This is a genomic window from Xanthomonas phaseoli pv. dieffenbachiae, from assembly GCF_008639345.1.
In the GTDB taxonomy this organism is placed as follows: Bacteria; Pseudomonadota; Gammaproteobacteria; order Xanthomonadales; family Xanthomonadaceae; genus Xanthomonas; species Xanthomonas phaseoli.
Genome location: NZ_CP041380.1, coordinates 316,994 through 333,733, shown reverse-complemented (window position 1 = coordinate 333,733; position 16,740 = coordinate 316,994). Strand labels below are relative to the sequence as shown.

The 16,740-nt window shown below is 63.0% G+C and carries 15 protein-coding genes, 1 tRNA gene and 1 pseudogene; 11 read left to right on the top strand and 6 right to left on the bottom strand.

The genetic code is table 11. The features are described from left to right. Positions 1–60: 60 nt before the first annotated feature. The 8 genes from sctQ to FLG15_RS01530 all read left to right on the top strand — a co-directional run bounded on the left by sctQ (position 61) and on the right by FLG15_RS01530 (position 4,810). Positions 61–1,014, top strand: a complete 954-nt coding sequence (sctQ, locus tag FLG15_RS01560) for a type III secretion system cytoplasmic ring protein SctQ (RefSeq protein WP_057678476.1) — start codon at positions 61–63, stop codon at positions 1,012–1,014. Further along, positions 1,001–1,645 carry a type III secretion system export apparatus subunit SctR gene (sctR, locus tag FLG15_RS01555; protein ID WP_003485742.1) on the top strand — a complete coding sequence of 215 codons (645 nt, stop codon included), beginning with the start codon at positions 1,001–1,003 and terminating at the stop codon, positions 1,643–1,645. Before sctQ ends, sctR begins: the two co-directional genes overlap by 14 nt. Before the next feature lie 4 nt (positions 1,646–1,649). Further along, positions 1,650–1,910 carry a type III secretion system export apparatus subunit SctS gene (gene sctS / locus FLG15_RS01550; protein ID WP_008575435.1) on the top strand — a complete coding sequence of 87 codons (261 nt, stop codon included), beginning with the start codon at positions 1,650–1,652 and terminating at the stop codon, positions 1,908–1,910. Beyond that, positions 1,907–2,734: a 4-hydroxyphenylacetate catabolism regulator HpaA gene (locus FLG15_RS01545; protein WP_150145419.1), complete on the top strand. Its 828-nt coding sequence runs from the start codon at positions 1,907–1,909 to the stop codon at positions 2,732–2,734. Before sctS ends, FLG15_RS01545 begins: the two co-directional genes overlap by 4 nt. Continuing rightward, positions 2,731–3,669: an HrpD5 family protein gene (hrpD5, locus tag FLG15_RS01540; protein ID WP_150145416.1), complete on the top strand. Its 939-nt coding sequence runs from the start codon at positions 2,731–2,733 to the stop codon at positions 3,667–3,669. Before FLG15_RS01545 ends, hrpD5 begins: the two co-directional genes overlap by 4 nt. Positions 3,670–3,678: 9 nt before the next feature. Continuing rightward, positions 3,679–3,921, top strand: coding sequence for an Hrp regulator HrpD6 (hrpD6, locus tag FLG15_RS01535; RefSeq protein WP_057678474.1), 243 nt, complete (start codon positions 3,679–3,681; stop codon positions 3,919–3,921). Positions 3,922–4,054: 133 nt separating this feature from the next. Beyond that, a complete protein-coding gene (gene hrpE, locus FLG15_RS23285) occupies positions 4,055–4,285 on the top strand; it encodes an HrpE family protein (protein ID WP_502321484.1) in 231 nt (76 codons plus the stop codon). A gap of 54 nt (positions 4,286–4,339) precedes the next feature. Further along, the gene (locus FLG15_RS01530) at positions 4,340–4,810 is read left to right on the top strand and encodes a CesT family type III secretion system chaperone (protein WP_017156500.1); all 471 of its coding nucleotides are present in this window, start codon (positions 4,340–4,342) and stop codon (positions 4,808–4,810) included. Positions 4,811–5,400: 590 nt separating this feature from the next. Here FLG15_RS01530 and xopF1 read toward each other — a convergent pair. From xopF1 to FLG15_RS01515, 3 genes and pseudogenes are all read right to left on the bottom strand, one after another. Continuing rightward, positions 5,401–7,400 (bottom strand): annotated as a pseudogene (gene xopF1, locus FLG15_RS01525) (type III secretion system effector XopF1). After that, a complete protein-coding gene (locus FLG15_RS01520; RefSeq protein WP_081022987.1) occupies positions 7,397–7,654 on the bottom strand; it encodes a hypothetical protein in 258 nt (85 codons plus the stop codon). Before FLG15_RS01520 ends, xopF1 begins: the two are co-directional and overlap by 4 nt. After that, positions 7,655–7,843, bottom strand: a complete 189-nt coding sequence (locus tag FLG15_RS01515; RefSeq protein ID WP_081022986.1) for an HpaI protein — start codon at positions 7,841–7,843, stop codon at positions 7,655–7,657. Positions 7,844–8,821: 978 nt separating this feature from the next. On the opposite strand from FLG15_RS01515, the gene FLG15_RS01510 reads away from it, so the two are divergent. Both FLG15_RS01510 and xopAE read left to right on the top strand, forming a co-directional pair. After that, on the top strand, positions 8,822–11,254 hold the full coding sequence (locus tag FLG15_RS01510) for an HrpF/NolX family T3SS translocon protein (RefSeq protein ID WP_150145413.1): 2,433 nt from the start codon (positions 8,822–8,824) through the stop codon (positions 11,252–11,254). A gap of 1,057 nt (positions 11,255–12,311) precedes the next feature. Further along, the gene (xopAE, locus tag FLG15_RS01500; protein ID WP_057687070.1) at positions 12,312–13,763 is read left to right on the top strand and encodes a type III secretion system effector XopAE; all 1,452 of its coding nucleotides are present in this window, start codon (positions 12,312–12,314) and stop codon (positions 13,761–13,763) included. Between the two features lie 107 nt (positions 13,764–13,870). Here xopAE and FLG15_RS01495 read toward each other — a convergent pair whose 3' ends face one another. Both FLG15_RS01495 and FLG15_RS01490 read right to left on the bottom strand, forming a co-directional pair. Further along, on the bottom strand, positions 13,871–14,005 hold the full coding sequence (locus FLG15_RS01495; protein WP_139791011.1) for an integrase core domain-containing protein: 135 nt from the start codon (positions 14,003–14,005) through the stop codon (positions 13,871–13,873). A 169-nt stretch (positions 14,006–14,174) separates the two neighbouring features. Next, a tRNA-Arg gene (locus tag FLG15_RS01490) sits at positions 14,175–14,251 on the bottom strand. Positions 14,252–14,729: 478 nt separating this feature from the next. Here FLG15_RS01490 and ubiA point away from each other — a divergent pair. Then, positions 14,730–15,635, top strand: coding sequence for a 4-hydroxybenzoate octaprenyltransferase (ubiA, locus tag FLG15_RS01480; protein WP_057687060.1), 906 nt, complete (start codon positions 14,730–14,732; stop codon positions 15,633–15,635). 364 nt (positions 15,636–15,999) lie between these two features. Here the strand turns inward: ubiA and FLG15_RS01470 are convergent, their stop codons facing one another. Continuing rightward, positions 16,000–16,725: a ComF family protein gene (locus tag FLG15_RS01470; protein ID WP_170922336.1), complete on the bottom strand. Its 726-nt coding sequence runs from the start codon at positions 16,723–16,725 to the stop codon at positions 16,000–16,002. Positions 16,726–16,740: the final 15 nt, after the last annotated feature.

Below are 16,740 nucleotides of genomic sequence, written 5' to 3'. Positions count from 1 at the left end.
AACTCCATCTTGCTAACCGAGCAGAGCCAGGCTCCACCGGCACGTGCACTCTCCCAGGCGTTGACGCGCGTTGCGGCCGAGCGCACACAGCTGGGCAGGGTGTTCGGCGACCCACGCGCGGCACGCCACTGCGGCTTCGTCACGCATTGCCGTCGCATCTCACCCAATGATGCGGCCCGCCTGCGACTGCAGTTGGACACCGGCCAGATGGATATGCGGATTGCCGCGCGCGACGGCCTGGCGCCGCTATTGAACGAGGACGACGACGCCCTCCGCGTTTCGCTCGCAGGAATGTTGCTGGCCGATCGCCTGGGCGCGCTTGCGCCGCTCGGCCTGGGCGCTGCCGAGGTGATCGGCTTCGAGCGCGATGCAGCGCCGGACCACTGCCACGGCATCGGCATCACACTGGGCGATCTGGACGCGATTGCGCTGACGGCAAGCGCGTCGCTGCTGGCCACGCTGCAGGCTGCAGTCGACGGACTTGCCGGGCCTACGCAGCTGCCAGCCTGGCTGGCTGCACTGCGCGTCAACACGCGCCTGCGCATCGGCGGGCGCACCGCATCGGCGGCATTGCTGCAGTCGCTGCGGCCTGGCGATGTCTTGCTGCATTGCACCGCCTCGGCGGCGGTCACCAGCGGCGAGCTGCTCTGGGGTATCGCCGGAGGCGCGGTATTGCGCGCTCCGGTGCGCTTGAACCTGCAACAGATGATTCTGGAGGCCACCCCCACCATGCAGCACGATACGTTTGAGCCCGACGTCGCACCGTCCACCAGCAATGTGGCGGAACTGGAACTGCCGGTGCAACTGGAAGTGGATCAACTTGCGCTGTCTCTATCGACCTTGTCGGGTTTGCAGCCAGGGCAGATCCTGGAGTTGTCGGTGCCCGTCGATCAAGCCGACATCCGCCTGGTGGTTTACGGCCAGACCATCGGCACCGGCAGGCTACTGGCAGTGGGCGAACATCTGGGTGTGCAGATCCTCAGCATGTCGGAGAGCACGCATGCAGATGCCTGACGTTGGCTCGCTGCTGCTGGTGGTCATCATGCTGGGCTTACTGCCTTTCGCAGCGATGGTGGTCACCTCCTACACCAAGATCGTGGTCGTGCTCGGCCTGCTGCGCAATGCGATCGGTGTACAGCAGGTGCCGCCGAACATGGTCCTCAATGGCGTTGCATTGCTGGTGTCGTGCTTTGTGATGGCGCCGGTGGGCATGGAAGCGTTCAAGGCCGCACAGAACTACGGCGCCGGATCGGACAACAGCCGCGTGGTGGTGCTGCTCGACGCCTGCCGGGAGCCGTTCCGGCAATTCCTGCTCAAGCACACACGCGAGCGCGAAAAGGCCTTTTTCATGCGTTCCGCACAGCAGATCTGGCCCAAGGACAAGGCTGCCACGCTCAAGTCGGACGACCTGCTCGTCCTGGCACCGGCTTTCACGCTCAGCGAATTGACCGAAGCCTTCCGCATCGGGTTTCTGTTGTATCTGGTGTTCATCGTCATCGACCTGGTGGTGGCCAACGCGCTGATGGCGATGGGCCTTTCGCAGGTCACCCCGACCAACGTGGCGATCCCGTTCAAGCTGCTGCTGTTCGTCGCCATGGACGGCTGGTCGATGCTGATTCATGGCCTGGTTCTGAGCTATCGGTGACGCCATGGACCACGACGATCTAGTGCGATTTACCTCCGAAGCCTTGCTGCTCTGCCTCAAGGTGTCCTTGCCGGTGGTCGGTGTCGCTGCGCTGGCCGGGCTGCTGATCGCCTTCGTCCAGGCGGTGATGTCGCTGCAGGACGCATCGATCTCGTTCGCGCTCAAGCTGGTGGTGGTGGTGGCTGCCATTGCCGTCACAGCACCGTGGGGTGCCTCGGCCATCATGCAGTTCGGCCAGGCCTTGATGCAGGCGGCATTCCCATGATCCGTCGCATTTCGCCCGGCACCTTGGGGCCCTCGGTTTCCATCGAGCATGGCGGCTCGCATCACCATGGCGATCATCATGCCGATGCGGCAGGCACCAGCGCGGGGTCGCCTACCGACATTGCGGCACGAGCACCGCGCCTGCGCCCAGCTCCACCGCGCAGGCGACGACGCGGGATCCGGTCGCTGGACGGCCAGGAGGATGAATTCGAAGCCACCGAGCAGGAAGAGATCGAAGCCAAACGCGAGTGCGTACTGCGCGGACGGGTGAGCGTGGCCGTCGTTGCGGCCCAGGGGCGTGAGCAGGGCCAGGGCGATCAGCATGGCGGTGGCCGCAACGCGCATGCCGACGATCCGCAGACAGGACCGTGGCAGGCTGCCGCACCGGCAGATTTGAGCGACGGCGTGCGTGCACGCATCGACGGAATTCTCGATCGCTATGTGATGACGCGCGACGCCGATCCGATGGTCAGGCGACACGCGCTTGCCGCTGCGCTTGTCGAGTTACGCGCCATCGGCGTTTCATACCCTGCCCTCGCCTCGTTGACCACGACGGTCTGGAGGTTGATGCGGGAGCATTTTCGCTCGACCGGCAGGGCCACCACGGCCGAAAATCTACAGGCGTTGCGGAAGCGCTTGATGGAGCTGATGCCGTCGGAGCTGGAACCGGTGCCAGCACTCCGCAATTTTCACCTTTTGCTCCCGTTGATACTGCTGAATGCGGAAAAGCCGCGCAGGCAGACCGATCGTACACATGCCATCACACGTCTGAACACACTGCTGATTGAGCAACCACACCAGGTGGCTCAGGAGGTTCGCCCATGACCATGCAGCTTCGCGTACTGACAGGAACCCACGCAGGCGCACGATTAGATTTGGCACAAGGTCGTTACAGCCTGGGGAGCGATCCCCAAACCGATATCCGAATAGACGATTGGCCTGGTTGCTCACTCATTCTCGAGGTAGACCATGACGGTCAAATCCGTTACAGCAGCGACACGCTGCCAGAAACGTCTTTTGTTGCGTTTCAGCCGGTTCGCTTCGGCCCCCTGGTGCTGTGTGTTGGCGAGGCTGCTGCCGATTGGCCCGACGATGTGGCGCTGCTGGAGCGGCTGCTTTCCCCAGCCCCCACGCCAGCGCCGCCCGCGTCCAGGCGCAAAGTCCTGCGCGCAGCGGTGGGTGCCATGCTAGCGCTTTCTGCCGCAGCGTTGATCCCCTCGTTGCAATCGGCATTTCTTTCCGATGCCGCCACCCCGCAGCGCCCAGAAAATGCCGTCAACCAGGCCAACGCCTTGTTGAAACAACTCGGTTTTCGCGAGGCGCACGCCCAACGCGTCGGCACGCGCGTGCTGATCGAAGGCCTTGTCCCCAGCAGCGCCGATGCTGCGCGCTTGCGTGCGCAGGTGCATCGCTATCATCCAGGCGTTGCCGTCAACGTGGCCGCGGTGGACGAGGTCGTGGCGACGCTGCGCGATACCCTGGCTGACCCCGCTCTCAGCGTACGTTACCAGGGCAATGGCGTTTTCTCGGTGTCCGGCAGCAGCGACTACGCAGAACGCGCAAGCCGCCGCATTGCCGATGTCCGCAGCGACCTGGGCCCTGAGGTCCGTGCGCTGCACGTGGAGATCAGCCAGCAAGACCCGTCCATCAAACCGCCGGACAATTACGACGCGGCATTGCTCGCCGACGGCCTGCATTATGTCGAAACGCCGGACGGTACCAAGCACATGACATCCCTGCCGCAGCAGGCGGCGCAATGAGAGGCCACTATGTTCGATGCCATGACCGAGACGGTCACCCAGGATATGAGCAAGATTTTGCAGACCAAGGCGGCGGATCCGTCTGGCGAGCGGCTGCGCAACCTCGAGGCAGCGCTCGATGCCACCGCGCAACAGATTCGCATGCACTGGTCCGCGGCGAGCGACCAGACCTCACGCAACGACTTCAATGTCTTGCATGACGGTATGACCGCGGCGCGGAACATCGTCGCGCACATCGCCGGCCTGTCGTAAGTAAATCGATTTCTTGGTCACTTCGACCAAGCACAACGCGCCAGCAGGCGCATCACTACATGCAATATGAAGGAGGCTTGGTATGGAACTATTTCCGCAAATAAGTTCAATCAGATCGCGTTTTGTCCAGGGCATGGATGGCTACACCGGGGGTGTGTCCGGTGGAATCTCTGGTGCTAGTGCACTGTCTGGCTCGAACGGTCAGATGAGTTCGTTGATCAGCGACCTGACCGCTTCTGACGAGGCACAGAAATCGCTGAACAACAAGATCACCATGCTCAAGAACGATCTGGACTTCAACGTGGCGTTGAATAAGTTCATCGGCAAGGCCGGCGACAACGCCAAGCAGCTCGTTGGCCAGTAATCGACATTGGCATGCGCAGGACTTGTAGGGGGTCCTGCGCATGTACCACCGCCGATGAGCAGCGCACGATTCGAAACCATCGTTCGACAGATGTGCGAGGCACTGGACCTACCGGATGTGCAGTCTGTGCTCAGCAGGCGTGTGCTCTGGGTAGAAGGGTTTGAAGTCTACCTCCACGAGCCGACGCCACAGCCCGACGATGAAGTGCAAGAGCAGGCGCTGTATCTGCGCATCTCCTACGGGCTGCCCCCTGCCGGACGGACATTGACGGTTTACCGGCTGTTATTGGAAGCCAATCTGTCCGTGTACGCGCAAGACCAGGCACAGCTTGGACTGAATGATGCCGGCGTCATCGTCCTGATCGTGCGCGTGCCGCTGGACGATGATGTGGATGGATCATGGATATGCGACCTGCTTGCCCACTACGCCGAGCATGGTCGTTACTGGAACAATAATATCTTCGTTGCGCACGACGAAATGTTCGAAGGAATCGCGACGGGGAACTATCTGTGGTTACGCGCCTGACCAAGGCTGGCAAGCATCTTGCCGCCTGGGCCAATCATGGCAACAGCGACGCTGGTCAGCCATGGCACCACGACCAGGCTTTCCAGCCAATTCCACCAGCCTTGCGTGTTGTCTGGACGATGTCACCAATGGCTCGCACTGAATGCAGCTCGATTGAGCATGTCGGGTGTGACGCGCCTGGATCTTTCCCTGCAGATACCCTGCAGGCAACCGTCGCACACCTGCCCCGCAAGATCGCAGCTGCGTGATCGATATGCCCTGCCGCGCACTTCTGCTACGGCGGCGGGTACCCCCATGCGTTTGACGCTGCAGAGACACACGACGACTTTCTGACGAGTTCCCTTCCAGTGCGAGTTGCGCAATGGCATCGATGCGGGCCGCGTTGCCCAGTCCGCCAACCAGCGTCACAGCAAGATCATTGCACGGCGGCAGGCACTGCCACTACGACCAGGTTGCGCAGTGGCATCGCTCTATCTCTGCTGGTGGGTGCTCATCTTCCGGCCGCCACCACCACGCCACAGACGCGACGGCAACTACGTCTGTGGCGGCGGTGTGCAAGACGCACCAGGATCAACGCGATGGCTGAGCGCTCATGCTCGCCCGGTGTCCCACCGACGCGGTTGCTCGCGTTCATGCAACGCACGCTTGAGCGTTTTCAGTTGATCATCCAGCGCCTGCGTCACGTTGTAGCGTGGCGTTGCGCTAAACGTGTCCCTCCAAACATCACGCAGCGCGGTGCGTACGGCATCGATGGTCGCAATCGAGGGAGACTGCGCGCCGATCTCCGTGCGCAATGTCTCCAGGGCCGTCCGCAATGCCTGGCCAAGCGTCCCAGGCCCAGGTGCAGCGCCCACCCCCTCCTCCATGGCACGCGTTTGGGCAGATGTGGGCCCGGAAAGCGCGGCGATCGTCTGGTCGATGGGCTCTGCCAGGGCCTCAAGCGTCTGTGCGATGGTGCGTTCACGCTCGGCTGCCCGGGTGGCACGCGCGTTATCCAGTCGCGCTGCCGGGGAGCTGTTGGTACCGTTCCTGGCCTTGAGCGCATTCCAGAACGTATCGTTGAATAGGGTTTGGACGGTCTGCTGCAAGACAACAGGCACGGAATTGACTGGTTCGCCAGCAACACGGATATGGCTCCCTCCACGCAACGGTGCGACGATCATGCGCGAGGCCCCAAGCGAGCCGAAGCTGGCCATGATATTGCTGAGCATGTGGCGGGCAAAGACGTCACGTACCGTATCGACGACCGCATTGGCGCTGTTGAAACCTTGCTTTGCCAACGCAAAGGCTTCCATTCCGCTTTCCAGCAGATAACGCAGCGGGAAATGGACAGCGTCGGACCATTGTGCGGGCCGACGTGTTTTGTCGGGCAGAGCCAGCGAAAACAGGTTCAAGCGTTGCTTTCCGCCAAGCAGATCCGGCACGTTCATCTGGCCGGTGTGCGCCAAGGCCTTGCTCGTCTCCAGCATTGCTTTTTGCACGATGCCAGCTCCGCCGATGGCGAGCGCGCTCAAGCCCAACTGGCCGACCGGCGTCAGCAAGCCCGGGCACTGCCGGTCCGACGCGCGGCATTGAACCCTGCATTGATTACTGGCTTGAGCAACAAGGTATCAACCGACTTGTCATCCAGGGTCGATTGGCGATTGGCGATCGCCTGGCGGCGGTCGTGGGCCTGGGCCTTGAGCTCGGCCACCGTGTGCGCCGTGTTCTCGCCCGGACGCGCGAATCGCTTGCCTTCCGCGGTCACTTCCAGAACGACCGGCGGCGGATCGGGCACCAGGACCTTCGGGTCGATGGCCTTGAAGCGCGGCAAGTTGCCGGCGCGCGCGCGCCGGTCCATTGCGGGAAGCAGCAGCGTATCGCTGGTATAGGACGCCATTCCCGCCGCCGCACCAGCAAGAACCGCCGTACTCAGTTGCTCGGCGTCAGGCGGGCGTGCGCCGGCGTAGGCCGCGCCCGTGGCCAGACCGACCGGGTTGCGCATCGCGCCAGTGATGAAGGCCCTGAGACATTCGTAGGCGATCGGCAGCGTTGCCGTTGCGCCTGCCGACTTCATATCGCCAATGATCTGGTACCCGGCATCCGGCCCGAAGGCCGTAACGCGTTCCTGCACGCGTGCGTCCGCCCATTCCAGGTAACTTGCCTGCAATGCACGTTGCTCCTGTGAGGGCGCAGCAAATGGCAGATCTTCCAGCGCGGCGCGTAGCTGCGCTTTCGCCTCGGCGACGGCTGCAGCACTGCGCGCCTCATAGGTGGCCGCAGCGACCGCCCCATGCTGTGGTTCCAACTCCGCGTGCGGGGCTGCGGTCTGCGCGCTGTAGAACGTTGTATCCGAAGACTGCGACGACTCGGACCGATGCGACCGACCGAGTGCGTCCGCCTCTTCGTCTGCATGGGTGGTCGTCTGACGTGAGGACGCGCGGCGACCGCGCAACGCCGCGCCGGAAGAGGACAAGCCGGCAAGCGGCCCAGAGAGTGCGCGCTCTTCTGGACCGGCAGCGCGCTCTTCGGCCTGCGTTGGTGGTGCCGGAACAAGACCCGACGTTGCACGGCTACTGGAGGCGGTCCCGATATGGCTGGGGAGCCTCATGATGCCACCTCGGCCTTCGTATCGACCTGGATCGCCAGCGCGTCGAGCACGACACGTGCGACCACCTGCCCAAGTTCCAGTGCAGCGGCCACCTCTTCAGGGCTGCGCACGCGCAACAGCGGGCACACGCATAGCAGGCCGAGGTCCGAGAGCGTGAGCCGCCATCCGTACTCGGTCAGCAGCTGCTCCTGCAGCGAGAGCAGGGTCACCACCTCGTCGCCACCGAATTCACGTGCCGCCAGGGGCAAGATCACTTACGGAAAGGCCATCAATTCGTCTTGCTCTCCCTGCGTATGCACACGGCACAGCATGCCGGCTGGCCCCAGAATGGTTTCGCCTTCGCCGAGCCGCTGCGCAAGCTCTCCCGGCAAGCCGAGACATGCGCTCAGGCCGATAAAGAAAGCGGTATTCGCTGATTTTCGATTGTGCGATTCCAACGTCATCAGAGGTACTCCGTGAGGACATATTCGATGTAGGACTCATGCACCAACATGTCGTGCCAATGCACCAATTGTGTGCGGCAAGATTGTCTTGCGCCGTGCTTCGCACCCGAGCGAAGCACGGCGAACCACCTGCGCTGCACACGAAGCTGGGGCACGGCTAATCGGCTAACCAAAACCTGCGCCACACTTTCGGAGCGGACACAAGCGAAGCGGAGGCGACTTCGATCCGGCGAGTCATCCGGCGCGCCAGCTTTACCTACAGGCGATGCAGAAAGGCCTCGCAACCTGGCGACTTATATGCGCACGGCGCATGACATCGGTATTAATTCGCTGCGCACATCATCGAATTCGATTCCAGCGATCTCCATTACGATCATGCGTGTATTTCCACCCGGAGCAGCCGGATATTCCGAACAAGGCGTATGACACCAATTCTTGCCACGCATTGGTGTGCGACGTCACGACACGCTGTGTGAGCAGTGTCTGGCAGCGCCTGGTGTTTGCCGCTGGATCCAGGTCTCGGCGCCAAAGCTTGTCCCGCACACAGCCAATAGCCACGGCGCTCACGGTCCGAGCATGCGGTGTACGGCATCGGCAACGTGACGCCGAACGCGGATGATTTGAGCAGATCGCCACCGGCGGGACGTGCGGGCGCACACGCGCGCGGGTGTCGATCGAAGCACGCGACGCTATCGGCATCGCACACGCAACGCCGTATTAACTCGATCGTCATGTTTTTCGCAGGCCACAACGGGGGCACGCGTCTACCGGTCCGCTGCGCGCGACCGAGCAGTTCCTGAATAGGACATCGACACATCGGTCTTTGCGCTTTTTTCGCCAAAATAGTTCGTCGATCAAGATGCACAGTGTGCACATTGGCACCATACGACTACACCGCATGGGCGCGCCCGTGCGGCCGTATAAGACAATGCTTATACGCAGGTACTCTGCCAATTCCGCTATTGCGAGGCTGCCTATATGTCGCTCAATACGTTTTCTACCGGGAGTAACCCCAGCCAACTGCTGGGCACTCCTCTCAACGAGTCGGATCCGTCGGAGCTATTCGGGTCGGATGCGTCCACGGACGACTCCGATCTGCCATCGACGATGGATGACATCTTCCTGATGGTCTACCAGCTGCTGGCAGCCCTCCAGGCCAACACGCCAACGAGTGCCTCCACGACTGCGCCGGGCGATACGCCGGCAAATACGCCAAGCGACGCTACCAGCACCTCCTCCTCGGCATCGGACGATCAAGCCAACCAGCCGATCGAGAAACGCACCTCGTGGCCATCGTTGGGCTACGACTTCGATCCCAAGGACATCAAGGGCAAGGATGCGCCGCCGGCGCTGGAAGGCTCGACGGTCACCTGGAACGGTGGCACGCTCACTCCATCGGAGCTACAGATCGTTTCGACCTTGAATGCCCACAAGGATCAGATGCCGCTCGAGTACAAGAATCTCGACGACAAGATCAACGACCCTTCCACGCCCGCCGACCTGAAGGCCGCATTGCAGGGACTGAAGCAGGACCCGCGCCTGTTCTTTGCGATCGGTTCGCAGGGAGACGGCAAGTGCGGCGGCAAGATCAAGGCGCAGGATCTTTGGGATTTCTCCGATTCGCATCCGCAGGTCAAGGAGCTCGGCGGCAAGAACGATGAGTTCAACCCCAAGAACATCAAGGGTTCCAACCCGCCACCAGCTGCGGAGGGCTCGACGGTCACCTGGAACGACGGCCAGCTCAATCAATCCGAATTGGAAATTGTTTCGGTCCTGGATCGGCACAAGGACCAGGTCGACTCGTTGTCCTTCGATCAGCTGGACGCAAAGATCAACGACCCGTCGACGCAATCTGACTTGAAGGAAGCGCTTAAAGGATTGCAGAAGGATCCGCGGCTGTTCTTTGCCATCGGCTCGCAGAAGGACGGCAAGTGCGGCGGCAAGATCAAGGCGAAGGACCTGACGGACTTTTCCTCCCATCACCCGCAAATTGCCGAATACAACGACAAGAAGGCCAAGGATTACACGCAGAACTACATCGCATCCGATAGCCCCGACAAAACCAAGGCGTCGGTCATGACCAAAAGCGATGCCTTGCGCGAGCTGTATCGCTATTCCGACTATCTGCCCGACAACCTGAGCGAGGACGAATTCGCCAAGATCGTCGATGGCGACAGCAAGACCGGCAAGTGCCCGCCCCAGGTGATCGCGGCTGCCCAATATTTTCGCGATCACCCCGACGAGTGGAAGGAGTTTGCAGGAGATTCCGGCTCGATGAGTACGCCGGACTTCCTGCAGAAATCCAGCTCCGAGATTCACCTGACGGCGGACGAGCAGAAGACGCTGGATACCATCAACAGTCATCAAGACGCGTTCTACGGCGACGGTAAGGAGGTCACGCGCGACAAACTCGACGCGATCTCCAAGGACGACAAAGCCGACCCCGCAGTGAAGCAGGCCGCCACGCAGTTGTTGAACGATCCGTTGCTGTTCGGCTTGTTGAACAACTCGATCACCGGCTACAAGAAGCCCCATCACTTCTTCGGCGGCGGCCATGTCGTCGATTCGGGCAAGATCAGCCAGAACGATTTCCGGCAGTTCTATGACCACATGAGTGCAGCCAACAAGACCGTGGATACGCCGGCCACGCACGAGGCCAGCTCGCCCGATCAGCAAAAGGCCGTCGCAGACATGCTGGTGGGCAAGGACGATCCGCCGGCGATCAAGAAGCCCAAAAAGGACGTTGGCACGTTCCAACACGGCCTGCATGAGTTCCTCAAGTGGGACAGCAAGATCCTGGACTGGATGTCCGTGGGGCTCAGCGCATTGAACGGGATCCCCATCATCGGCGAAATTGCCGATGCGGCGTCGATTGCATTGGAGAGCGAGGCGCAGGCGGCGCAGGTGGTCGACACCGCGATTCAAGGTGGCGACATGTCGCTGGCGTTGAAGCTGGCCGGCATCAATATGGCCGGGGCAGTCGTCGGAGCAGTCGGCGGACCCACGGCCAGAATCGGGGCCAAGGCGATTGCCAAGGGGGTCGCCGAGGCCGCGACCAAGGAAGCAGGCAAGAGCGCGGCCAAGGCAACTGCAAAGGGAACGGCCAGCGGCGTCGCCAAGGGCACCGGTAAAACGGCGACACAGCGTCCGACTGCCGGGGAGTTCTTAAAAGGCTATGCCGCCGGCACCAGCATCAGTAAACCGGTGGAAATTCTCAAGACGCCCGTATTGGCGGGCCTGCATTACGAAGAATACAAGTTGGACCAGCAGCAAAACGGACAAATCCACCAAAATCTGGAGAAGTCGGGCGGCGTTCCGGTGGGCAAGCAAATTATTCCCACGAACATTGCCAACAACTTCGAGGGAGACATGCGCCAGAATCTGAGGAACATCAGAATACGTCGTCGATAACCTGTACAGGGCGATAATCCATTCAACGTCTTGCAGCCGGCGTTGGCGCTCGAGAGGGCAGGTCTTGAGGCAAGGCCGATCGATCCGCCACGACGTGCTGCAGGGCGCGCTGCGATGATGCGTTTGCCTATCGCCTAGCGGCTTCGCAGCGCGTGCCTCTAAGCGCCTGCATGCACGTTAAGCCGCCGCTGTGGCGGTGACGTGCCTTCCGGCGAACAGGCGAGGGGATGCCGGGCGCTCTCCCCGGATCATCTACGTCCTTGCAAGGAAGACGATCGACGCGCGTGAATACTGCATCGCAAGAGATGCGCCGCACCACCTCCTCGATCGCCTGTCGCCACCGCGTGTATCACGTCGAAGACCGATGCGATCGAACGCCGGACCATGCCCCGCTGTCGGTGAGCAGGTATGCAGCACAGGGACGCGCTTGCAAGAAAGCGCCCGATTCGTCAGGCGATGCAATCGCTTCGCTTTGGTGCAGCGATTGCAATTGCATCGCCGTAGCCTGGCTTCGGGAACGCTGCACTCAGCCGACTACGCAGGAGATACCTCCATGTTCAATGTCAATCGCCTACTACGCTCTCGCCCGCGAACGGATACCGCCGATCAAGCGCCTGCTGAAGACAGGCCTTCACGGCAATCTTCGCAACCGGAGGGCTTGCTAAGCCCTCTGCTCGCGCGGCCGCGACGGCGCGAAAGCACGTCAGCGGCAGACACGTCGACGCCAAGAAATGCCGCGCAAGGGCGCCTTTTCCGATCGCCGTTGCATCCGTCGAGTCAGCCGGCGGCACTCGCGGGCGCCTCTTCTGCACCACCGGGCAGTATCGAGCGCGACATCGACGAATGGCTGGCGCAAAGCCTACCGATGGCAGAGCGGGTCCGGACGGGCTACAACCTGCACGACGGGCAGAGGGATACGTCGCGGGAGGTGCTGCAAAGCGTGGCAGACGAAATCCGCCGTGCAGCGACCCGCCGCAGCACCGAACTAGTTCTCGACTACGGCCTCCCTGCCACGACGCTCCCCGATGCGATCGGCCGGCTCGACGCCCTACAGAAATTGACGCTGGTGCATACCGGGCTTCAGTCGCTGCCAGACAACCTGGGACAGCTGCGCCAGCTCCGCCATCTGCAGGTCGTTGGCGCGCACGGTCTGAAAAAGTTGCCACCCTCGTTGACGCGCCTGTCCAATCTAGAAACCCTTCAATTGGCGTTGGCTCCGTTGGACGAGTTGCCCGCAGACCTGGGGCGCATGCAAGGTCTGCGCAGCCTCACGCTGGCAGGCGGGCACTATGCGCGCCTGCCAGCCAGCATCGTTGAACTGAGCCACTTGACCGAGTTGCGTATGCCGCACTCTTCGCATTTTCACGAGTTGCCTGAGAACATCGGCCTCATGCGGGGGCTCAGGTCACTGGAGGTGGCATCGAATTCCAAGCTTGAGCGGCTTCCTGGCAGCCTCACCCAGCTGCATAGGCTGGAAAAACTCAATCTGTCGTCCAACCGCCGCCTGGCGCACTTGCCTGAGGACATCGGTCAACTGCGCGGCTTGACGGAACTGTCGCTGAAAGGTTGCGCCGCGCTCCGGCAGCTGCCCGACAGCGTGGCGGATCTGGCCCAATTGCAACTGCTGGACCTGCGCGACACGGGCCTGCAGACCCTTCCACAGTCGCTGGCCCGACTGCCCGCTCAATGCGATATCAAGGTGCCGGATCATCTGGCAGACCAATTGCTGCAGATCCGCGACCCGGAGCGCGCGCAGCGCCAGGCACAGCGCGCGGCACAGCGGCTGGCCGAGCGGAGACAACGCGCGCCCGTGCCGGCGGCGCAGCAGGCCGGGTCGTCATGGAACCGCGTCCCCGAGTTCACGCGCGTGTTGCGCAGTGTCGATGCCGACCTGGGCGAGCGTTTTGACAAGTGGGCGCAGGGCCTGGCGCAAAATGCCAGGATCTTCGGCGCAGCCATTACATCGGCCGACATGCCCCTGCTGGACCAGGTGGTGGCCGAGGCCATTCGATCACCCGAATTCCGCAGCAGCTTCGGCCAATTCTTGAGCGACCACACCCCCAAGAGACTGAACCTGGACGGCATGACGCAGGTGGGTGGTTCCGGGCCGGCCGTGCGAGGAGACGTCAAGACCGCGTTTGCGGAGATGCTCAAGCATAAGCTCATGCACATGCAGGACCCCGAGACGGCGCTGGGCCTGCTGCAGGAAGCGCTGCAAAATCCCGACCTGGGGCTGTCCAGGGAGAGGCTGCTGCGCAGCAGGAATGAACTCAACGGGCGTGTGGAAATGTGGCCGCCACTGAAGGCCTACATCTCCATGCACGATGTGGAGGGAAAAGCGGCGCAGGATGCGGCGATCACGTGGGCGATGGCTCAGCTTGACGAAGCGCATGAGGGTGTCATCGGGGAAGCGGAGGCCAAGCAGGAGTCCGAGCAGGCGCAGGCCAACGCGAACCGCTTCATCGAGCGGCGGGCGCGTGTACTGCTCGGGGAATGGGGCATCCGTTAGGCCCTGGCGTCCGGCGAGGCCACTCCCGCAGTTGAGAATGGATAGGCATGCTGATGATGTTGATCGCAGAACGCGGCGGGTGTTTGCCCGCCGCGTCCATGCAGTGGTTATTGGCTGCCGGCAACCAGCCACACGGCGGCGGTCTGTTTGTTCGCTTCGCTCAAACTGCGGAACCCGTGCATCTCTAGGACGCCGCGTTGGTCGCTGTCGTTGAAGCGTTCCATGAAGCCGCTTGACTGCATGGGACATCCCTCTTCTGCGTGGCTGCGTTGAGGGCGGATGCGCCCATCTATGCCCGATCAGCCTGGATGCCAATGGATCCGAGTGGACCGTTCGCTGTACAGGCAACAAAAAACCCCCGATCTCTCGAGGGTTTTTTTTTAAATCCCAGCACAAGCTCTGGAACTGAACTGGTGCGCCCGGAGGGATTCGAACCCCCGACCAATGGCTTCGGAAGCCACTACTCTATCCGGCTGAGCTACGAGCGCCTGGCCGCGCATTATGCCAGAACAGCCGGCGTGCGCGTGATGGGGCCGGGCGCCGCGGGTCTTGGCGAGCCGCGGCGTCGCTCCAGACGTGATGACGCCGGCGTCTCGGCCCGGGCGGTCGCTGTGCGACACCGGGTGCCCAGGTTCAAGCGCGCAGGGCCACGCGTACAGCCGTGTGGCCATCTCAAGCGGCCGTTGCCAGACGCAAGCCTGCTCAGCGTCCCCACCTGACAGTCAGCTTGAGCACGCGCCTGAGCGCGCTCACTGCCAAGCTTGCGTGGCAACCACACCGCCTGCCGCAGCCCGCCCGCATCAACGCCCGGCCCCCGGCCGCTCGCAGCATTGCTTGCTGCGGCCAGCCGCACCCCATGAACAGCCGGCCATCGCGCAGGCAGGGCATTGCCAGGATTGCCGCCCGCACAGCGCCCACCCCGCGTCCACATGACCACGGCCGAGCCGCGCTGCTACCCTTTGCCGCATGAGCAAGCATGGTGTCGAACAATTGCCCACAGCGCGCGCGCTGACGTGGCCGCAGCGATTGGGCCAGTACTGGAAGCTGGTCCGTGGCGACCGTCCGATCGGGAGCCTGTTGTTGCTCTGGCCCACCTGGTGGGCGTTGTGGCTGGCGGCCGATGGCCTGCCGCCGTTGTGGACGCTGTTCGTGTTCACCGCCGGGGTGTGGCTGACCCGTTCGGCCGGCTGCGTGATCAACGATTACGCCGACCGCTGGCTGGATCCGCACGTGGAGCGCACCAAATCGCGCCCGCTGGCCACCGGCGCGGTCTCCGGGCGCGAGGCGCTCTGGGTGTTCGTGGTGCTGATGCTGGTGGCCTTCGCACTGGTGCTCACGCTCAACTGGCTCACCGTGGCGCTGAGCGTGCCCGGCGTCTTCCTGGCCGCCAGCTACCCCTATCTCAAGCGCCATACCCACCTGCCGCAGGTCTATCTGGGCATGGCGTTCGGCTGGGGCATCCCGATGGCCTTCGCCGCCGTGCAAGGCAGCGTGCCGTTGCTGGGCTGGCTGCTATATGCCGCCAACATCCTGTGGGCCACCGCCTACGACACCTGGTACGCCATGGTCGACCGCGACGACGACATCCGCATGGGCAGCAAATCCACCGCCATCCTGTTCGGTAGATTCGATCTGATCGCGCAAGGCATCTTGTATGCGCTGATGGCCGCGACGCTGGGATTGGTCGGCCTGCGCGCCGATCTCGGTGTGGCGTACTGGGCCGGTCTGGCCGTTGCGGCGCTGCTGGTCGCCTACGAATTCCGTATCGCCCGCCACCGCGAGCGCGGCCCCTGCTTCCACGCCTTCCTGCACAACAACTGGGTTGGCCTGGCGATCTTCGTCGGCATCGCAGTGGCGGTGGCGGGGCGGTAGCTTGGGGATTGGGGATTGGGGATTGGGGATTGGGGATTGGGGATTGGGGATTGGGGATTGGGGATTGGGGATTGGGGATCGCGGATCGCGGATCGGGGATCGGGGATCGGGGATCGGGGATCGGGGATCGGGGATCGGGGATCCGTCGATTACAGACCAGATGTTGGGATTACGGGTGAGGGTTCGAAGCGTGCGGGCATCTTTGACCGCTCGACTCCTCGTCTAGCCCTGCGCCGTCCACCCACCGAAGCCGCATCGCCTTCCACCGCGCTGTCCTGTCAGCCAGCGAGCCCCTCTCCTGCGGGAGAGGGGTTGGGGTGAGGGTACGGGCGAAGCCGCGCGCACCCGGTGCCGGCAGGCCAGGTCAAGGCACCCGCGCGCAGACCCAGGCATCCACCCGTTGAACACCCGCCTTGCGCAAGGCCTTCGCCGCGGCGTGGAGTGTCGCGCCGGTCGTCATCACGTCGTCCACCAAGGCCACATGCGCCGGCAAGGCGCCGCGGGCCTCGAACGCATCGCGCAGATTGCGCTGCCGCTCGACCGCATCCAGTTCGGATTGCGGTGCGGTCGCGCGAACGCGTCGCAGCAATGGCAGGCACGGCAGCTGCAGCGCGCGGCCCAGCGGTCGGGCCAGCTCCAGCGCCTGGTCGTAACCGCGCTGGCGCAGGCGCTGCCGGTGCAGGCTTACCGGCACCAACGCCTGCGGGCGCGGCAGCCCCACGCAGCGCCGAGCCATCAGTTCGCTGAGCAGGCGGCCTGCCGCCAGGTCCTGATGGAACTTGAACCGCCGCAGCAGCCCATCCACCGGCCAGCGATAGGTAAAACAGGCATGCACCCGCTGCAGCGGTGGTGGGTGCTGCAGGCACTGCCCGCACAGCGCCACCGCGTCGGAAGCGAACAGTTGGGTGGCGCAGCACAGGCAGGCGTGGCCGTGGTCGGGCAAGGCGGCGCGGCATGCGGGGCAGAGATCGCCGTCGGGCGTGCCGGCCTCGGCGCAGACCAGACACAGGCTCGGCAGCAACAGCCGCAGCACCCGCTGCGGCCATCTGTAAACCGATCGGACCTGATTGAAGTTGACAGCCTCTTCCATGCTCACCAGACTGCC

Bases quoted from the DNA above. Each gene is read 5' to 3' on its own strand.
- FLG15_RS01495 (WP_139791011.1), bottom strand. From the start codon at position 14,005: ATGCAGTCAAGCGGCTTCATGGAACGCTTCAACGACAGCGACCAACGC.
- sctS (WP_008575435.1), top strand. From the start codon at position 1,650: ATGGACCACGACGATCTAGTGCGATTTACCTCCGAAGCCTTGCTGCTC.
- FLG15_RS01470 (WP_170922336.1), bottom strand. From the start codon at position 16,725: ATGGAAGAGGCTGTCAACTTCAATCAGGTCCGATCGGTTTACAGATGG.
- ubiA (WP_057687060.1), top strand. From the start codon at position 14,730: ATGAGCAAGCATGGTGTCGAACAATTGCCCACAGCGCGCGCGCTGACG.
- FLG15_RS01530 (WP_017156500.1), top strand. From the start codon at position 4,340: ATGAGCAGCGCACGATTCGAAACCATCGTTCGACAGATGTGCGAGGCA.
- hrpD5 (WP_150145416.1), top strand. From the start codon at position 2,731: ATGACCATGCAGCTTCGCGTACTGACAGGAACCCACGCAGGCGCACGA.
- hrpE (WP_502321484.1), top strand. From the start codon at position 4,055: ATGGATGGCTACACCGGGGGTGTGTCCGGTGGAATCTCTGGTGCTAGT.
- sctR (WP_003485742.1), top strand. From the start codon at position 1,001: ATGCAGATGCCTGACGTTGGCTCGCTGCTGCTGGTGGTCATCATGCTG.
- FLG15_RS01510 (WP_150145413.1), top strand. From the start codon at position 8,822: ATGTCGCTCAATACGTTTTCTACCGGGAGTAACCCCAGCCAACTGCTG.
- FLG15_RS01515 (WP_081022986.1), bottom strand. From the start codon at position 7,843: ATGACGTTGGAATCGCACAATCGAAAATCAGCGAATACCGCTTTCTTT.
- hrpD6 (WP_057678474.1), top strand. From the start codon at position 3,679: ATGTTCGATGCCATGACCGAGACGGTCACCCAGGATATGAGCAAGATT.
- FLG15_RS01545 (WP_150145419.1), top strand. From the start codon at position 1,907: ATGATCCGTCGCATTTCGCCCGGCACCTTGGGGCCCTCGGTTTCCATC.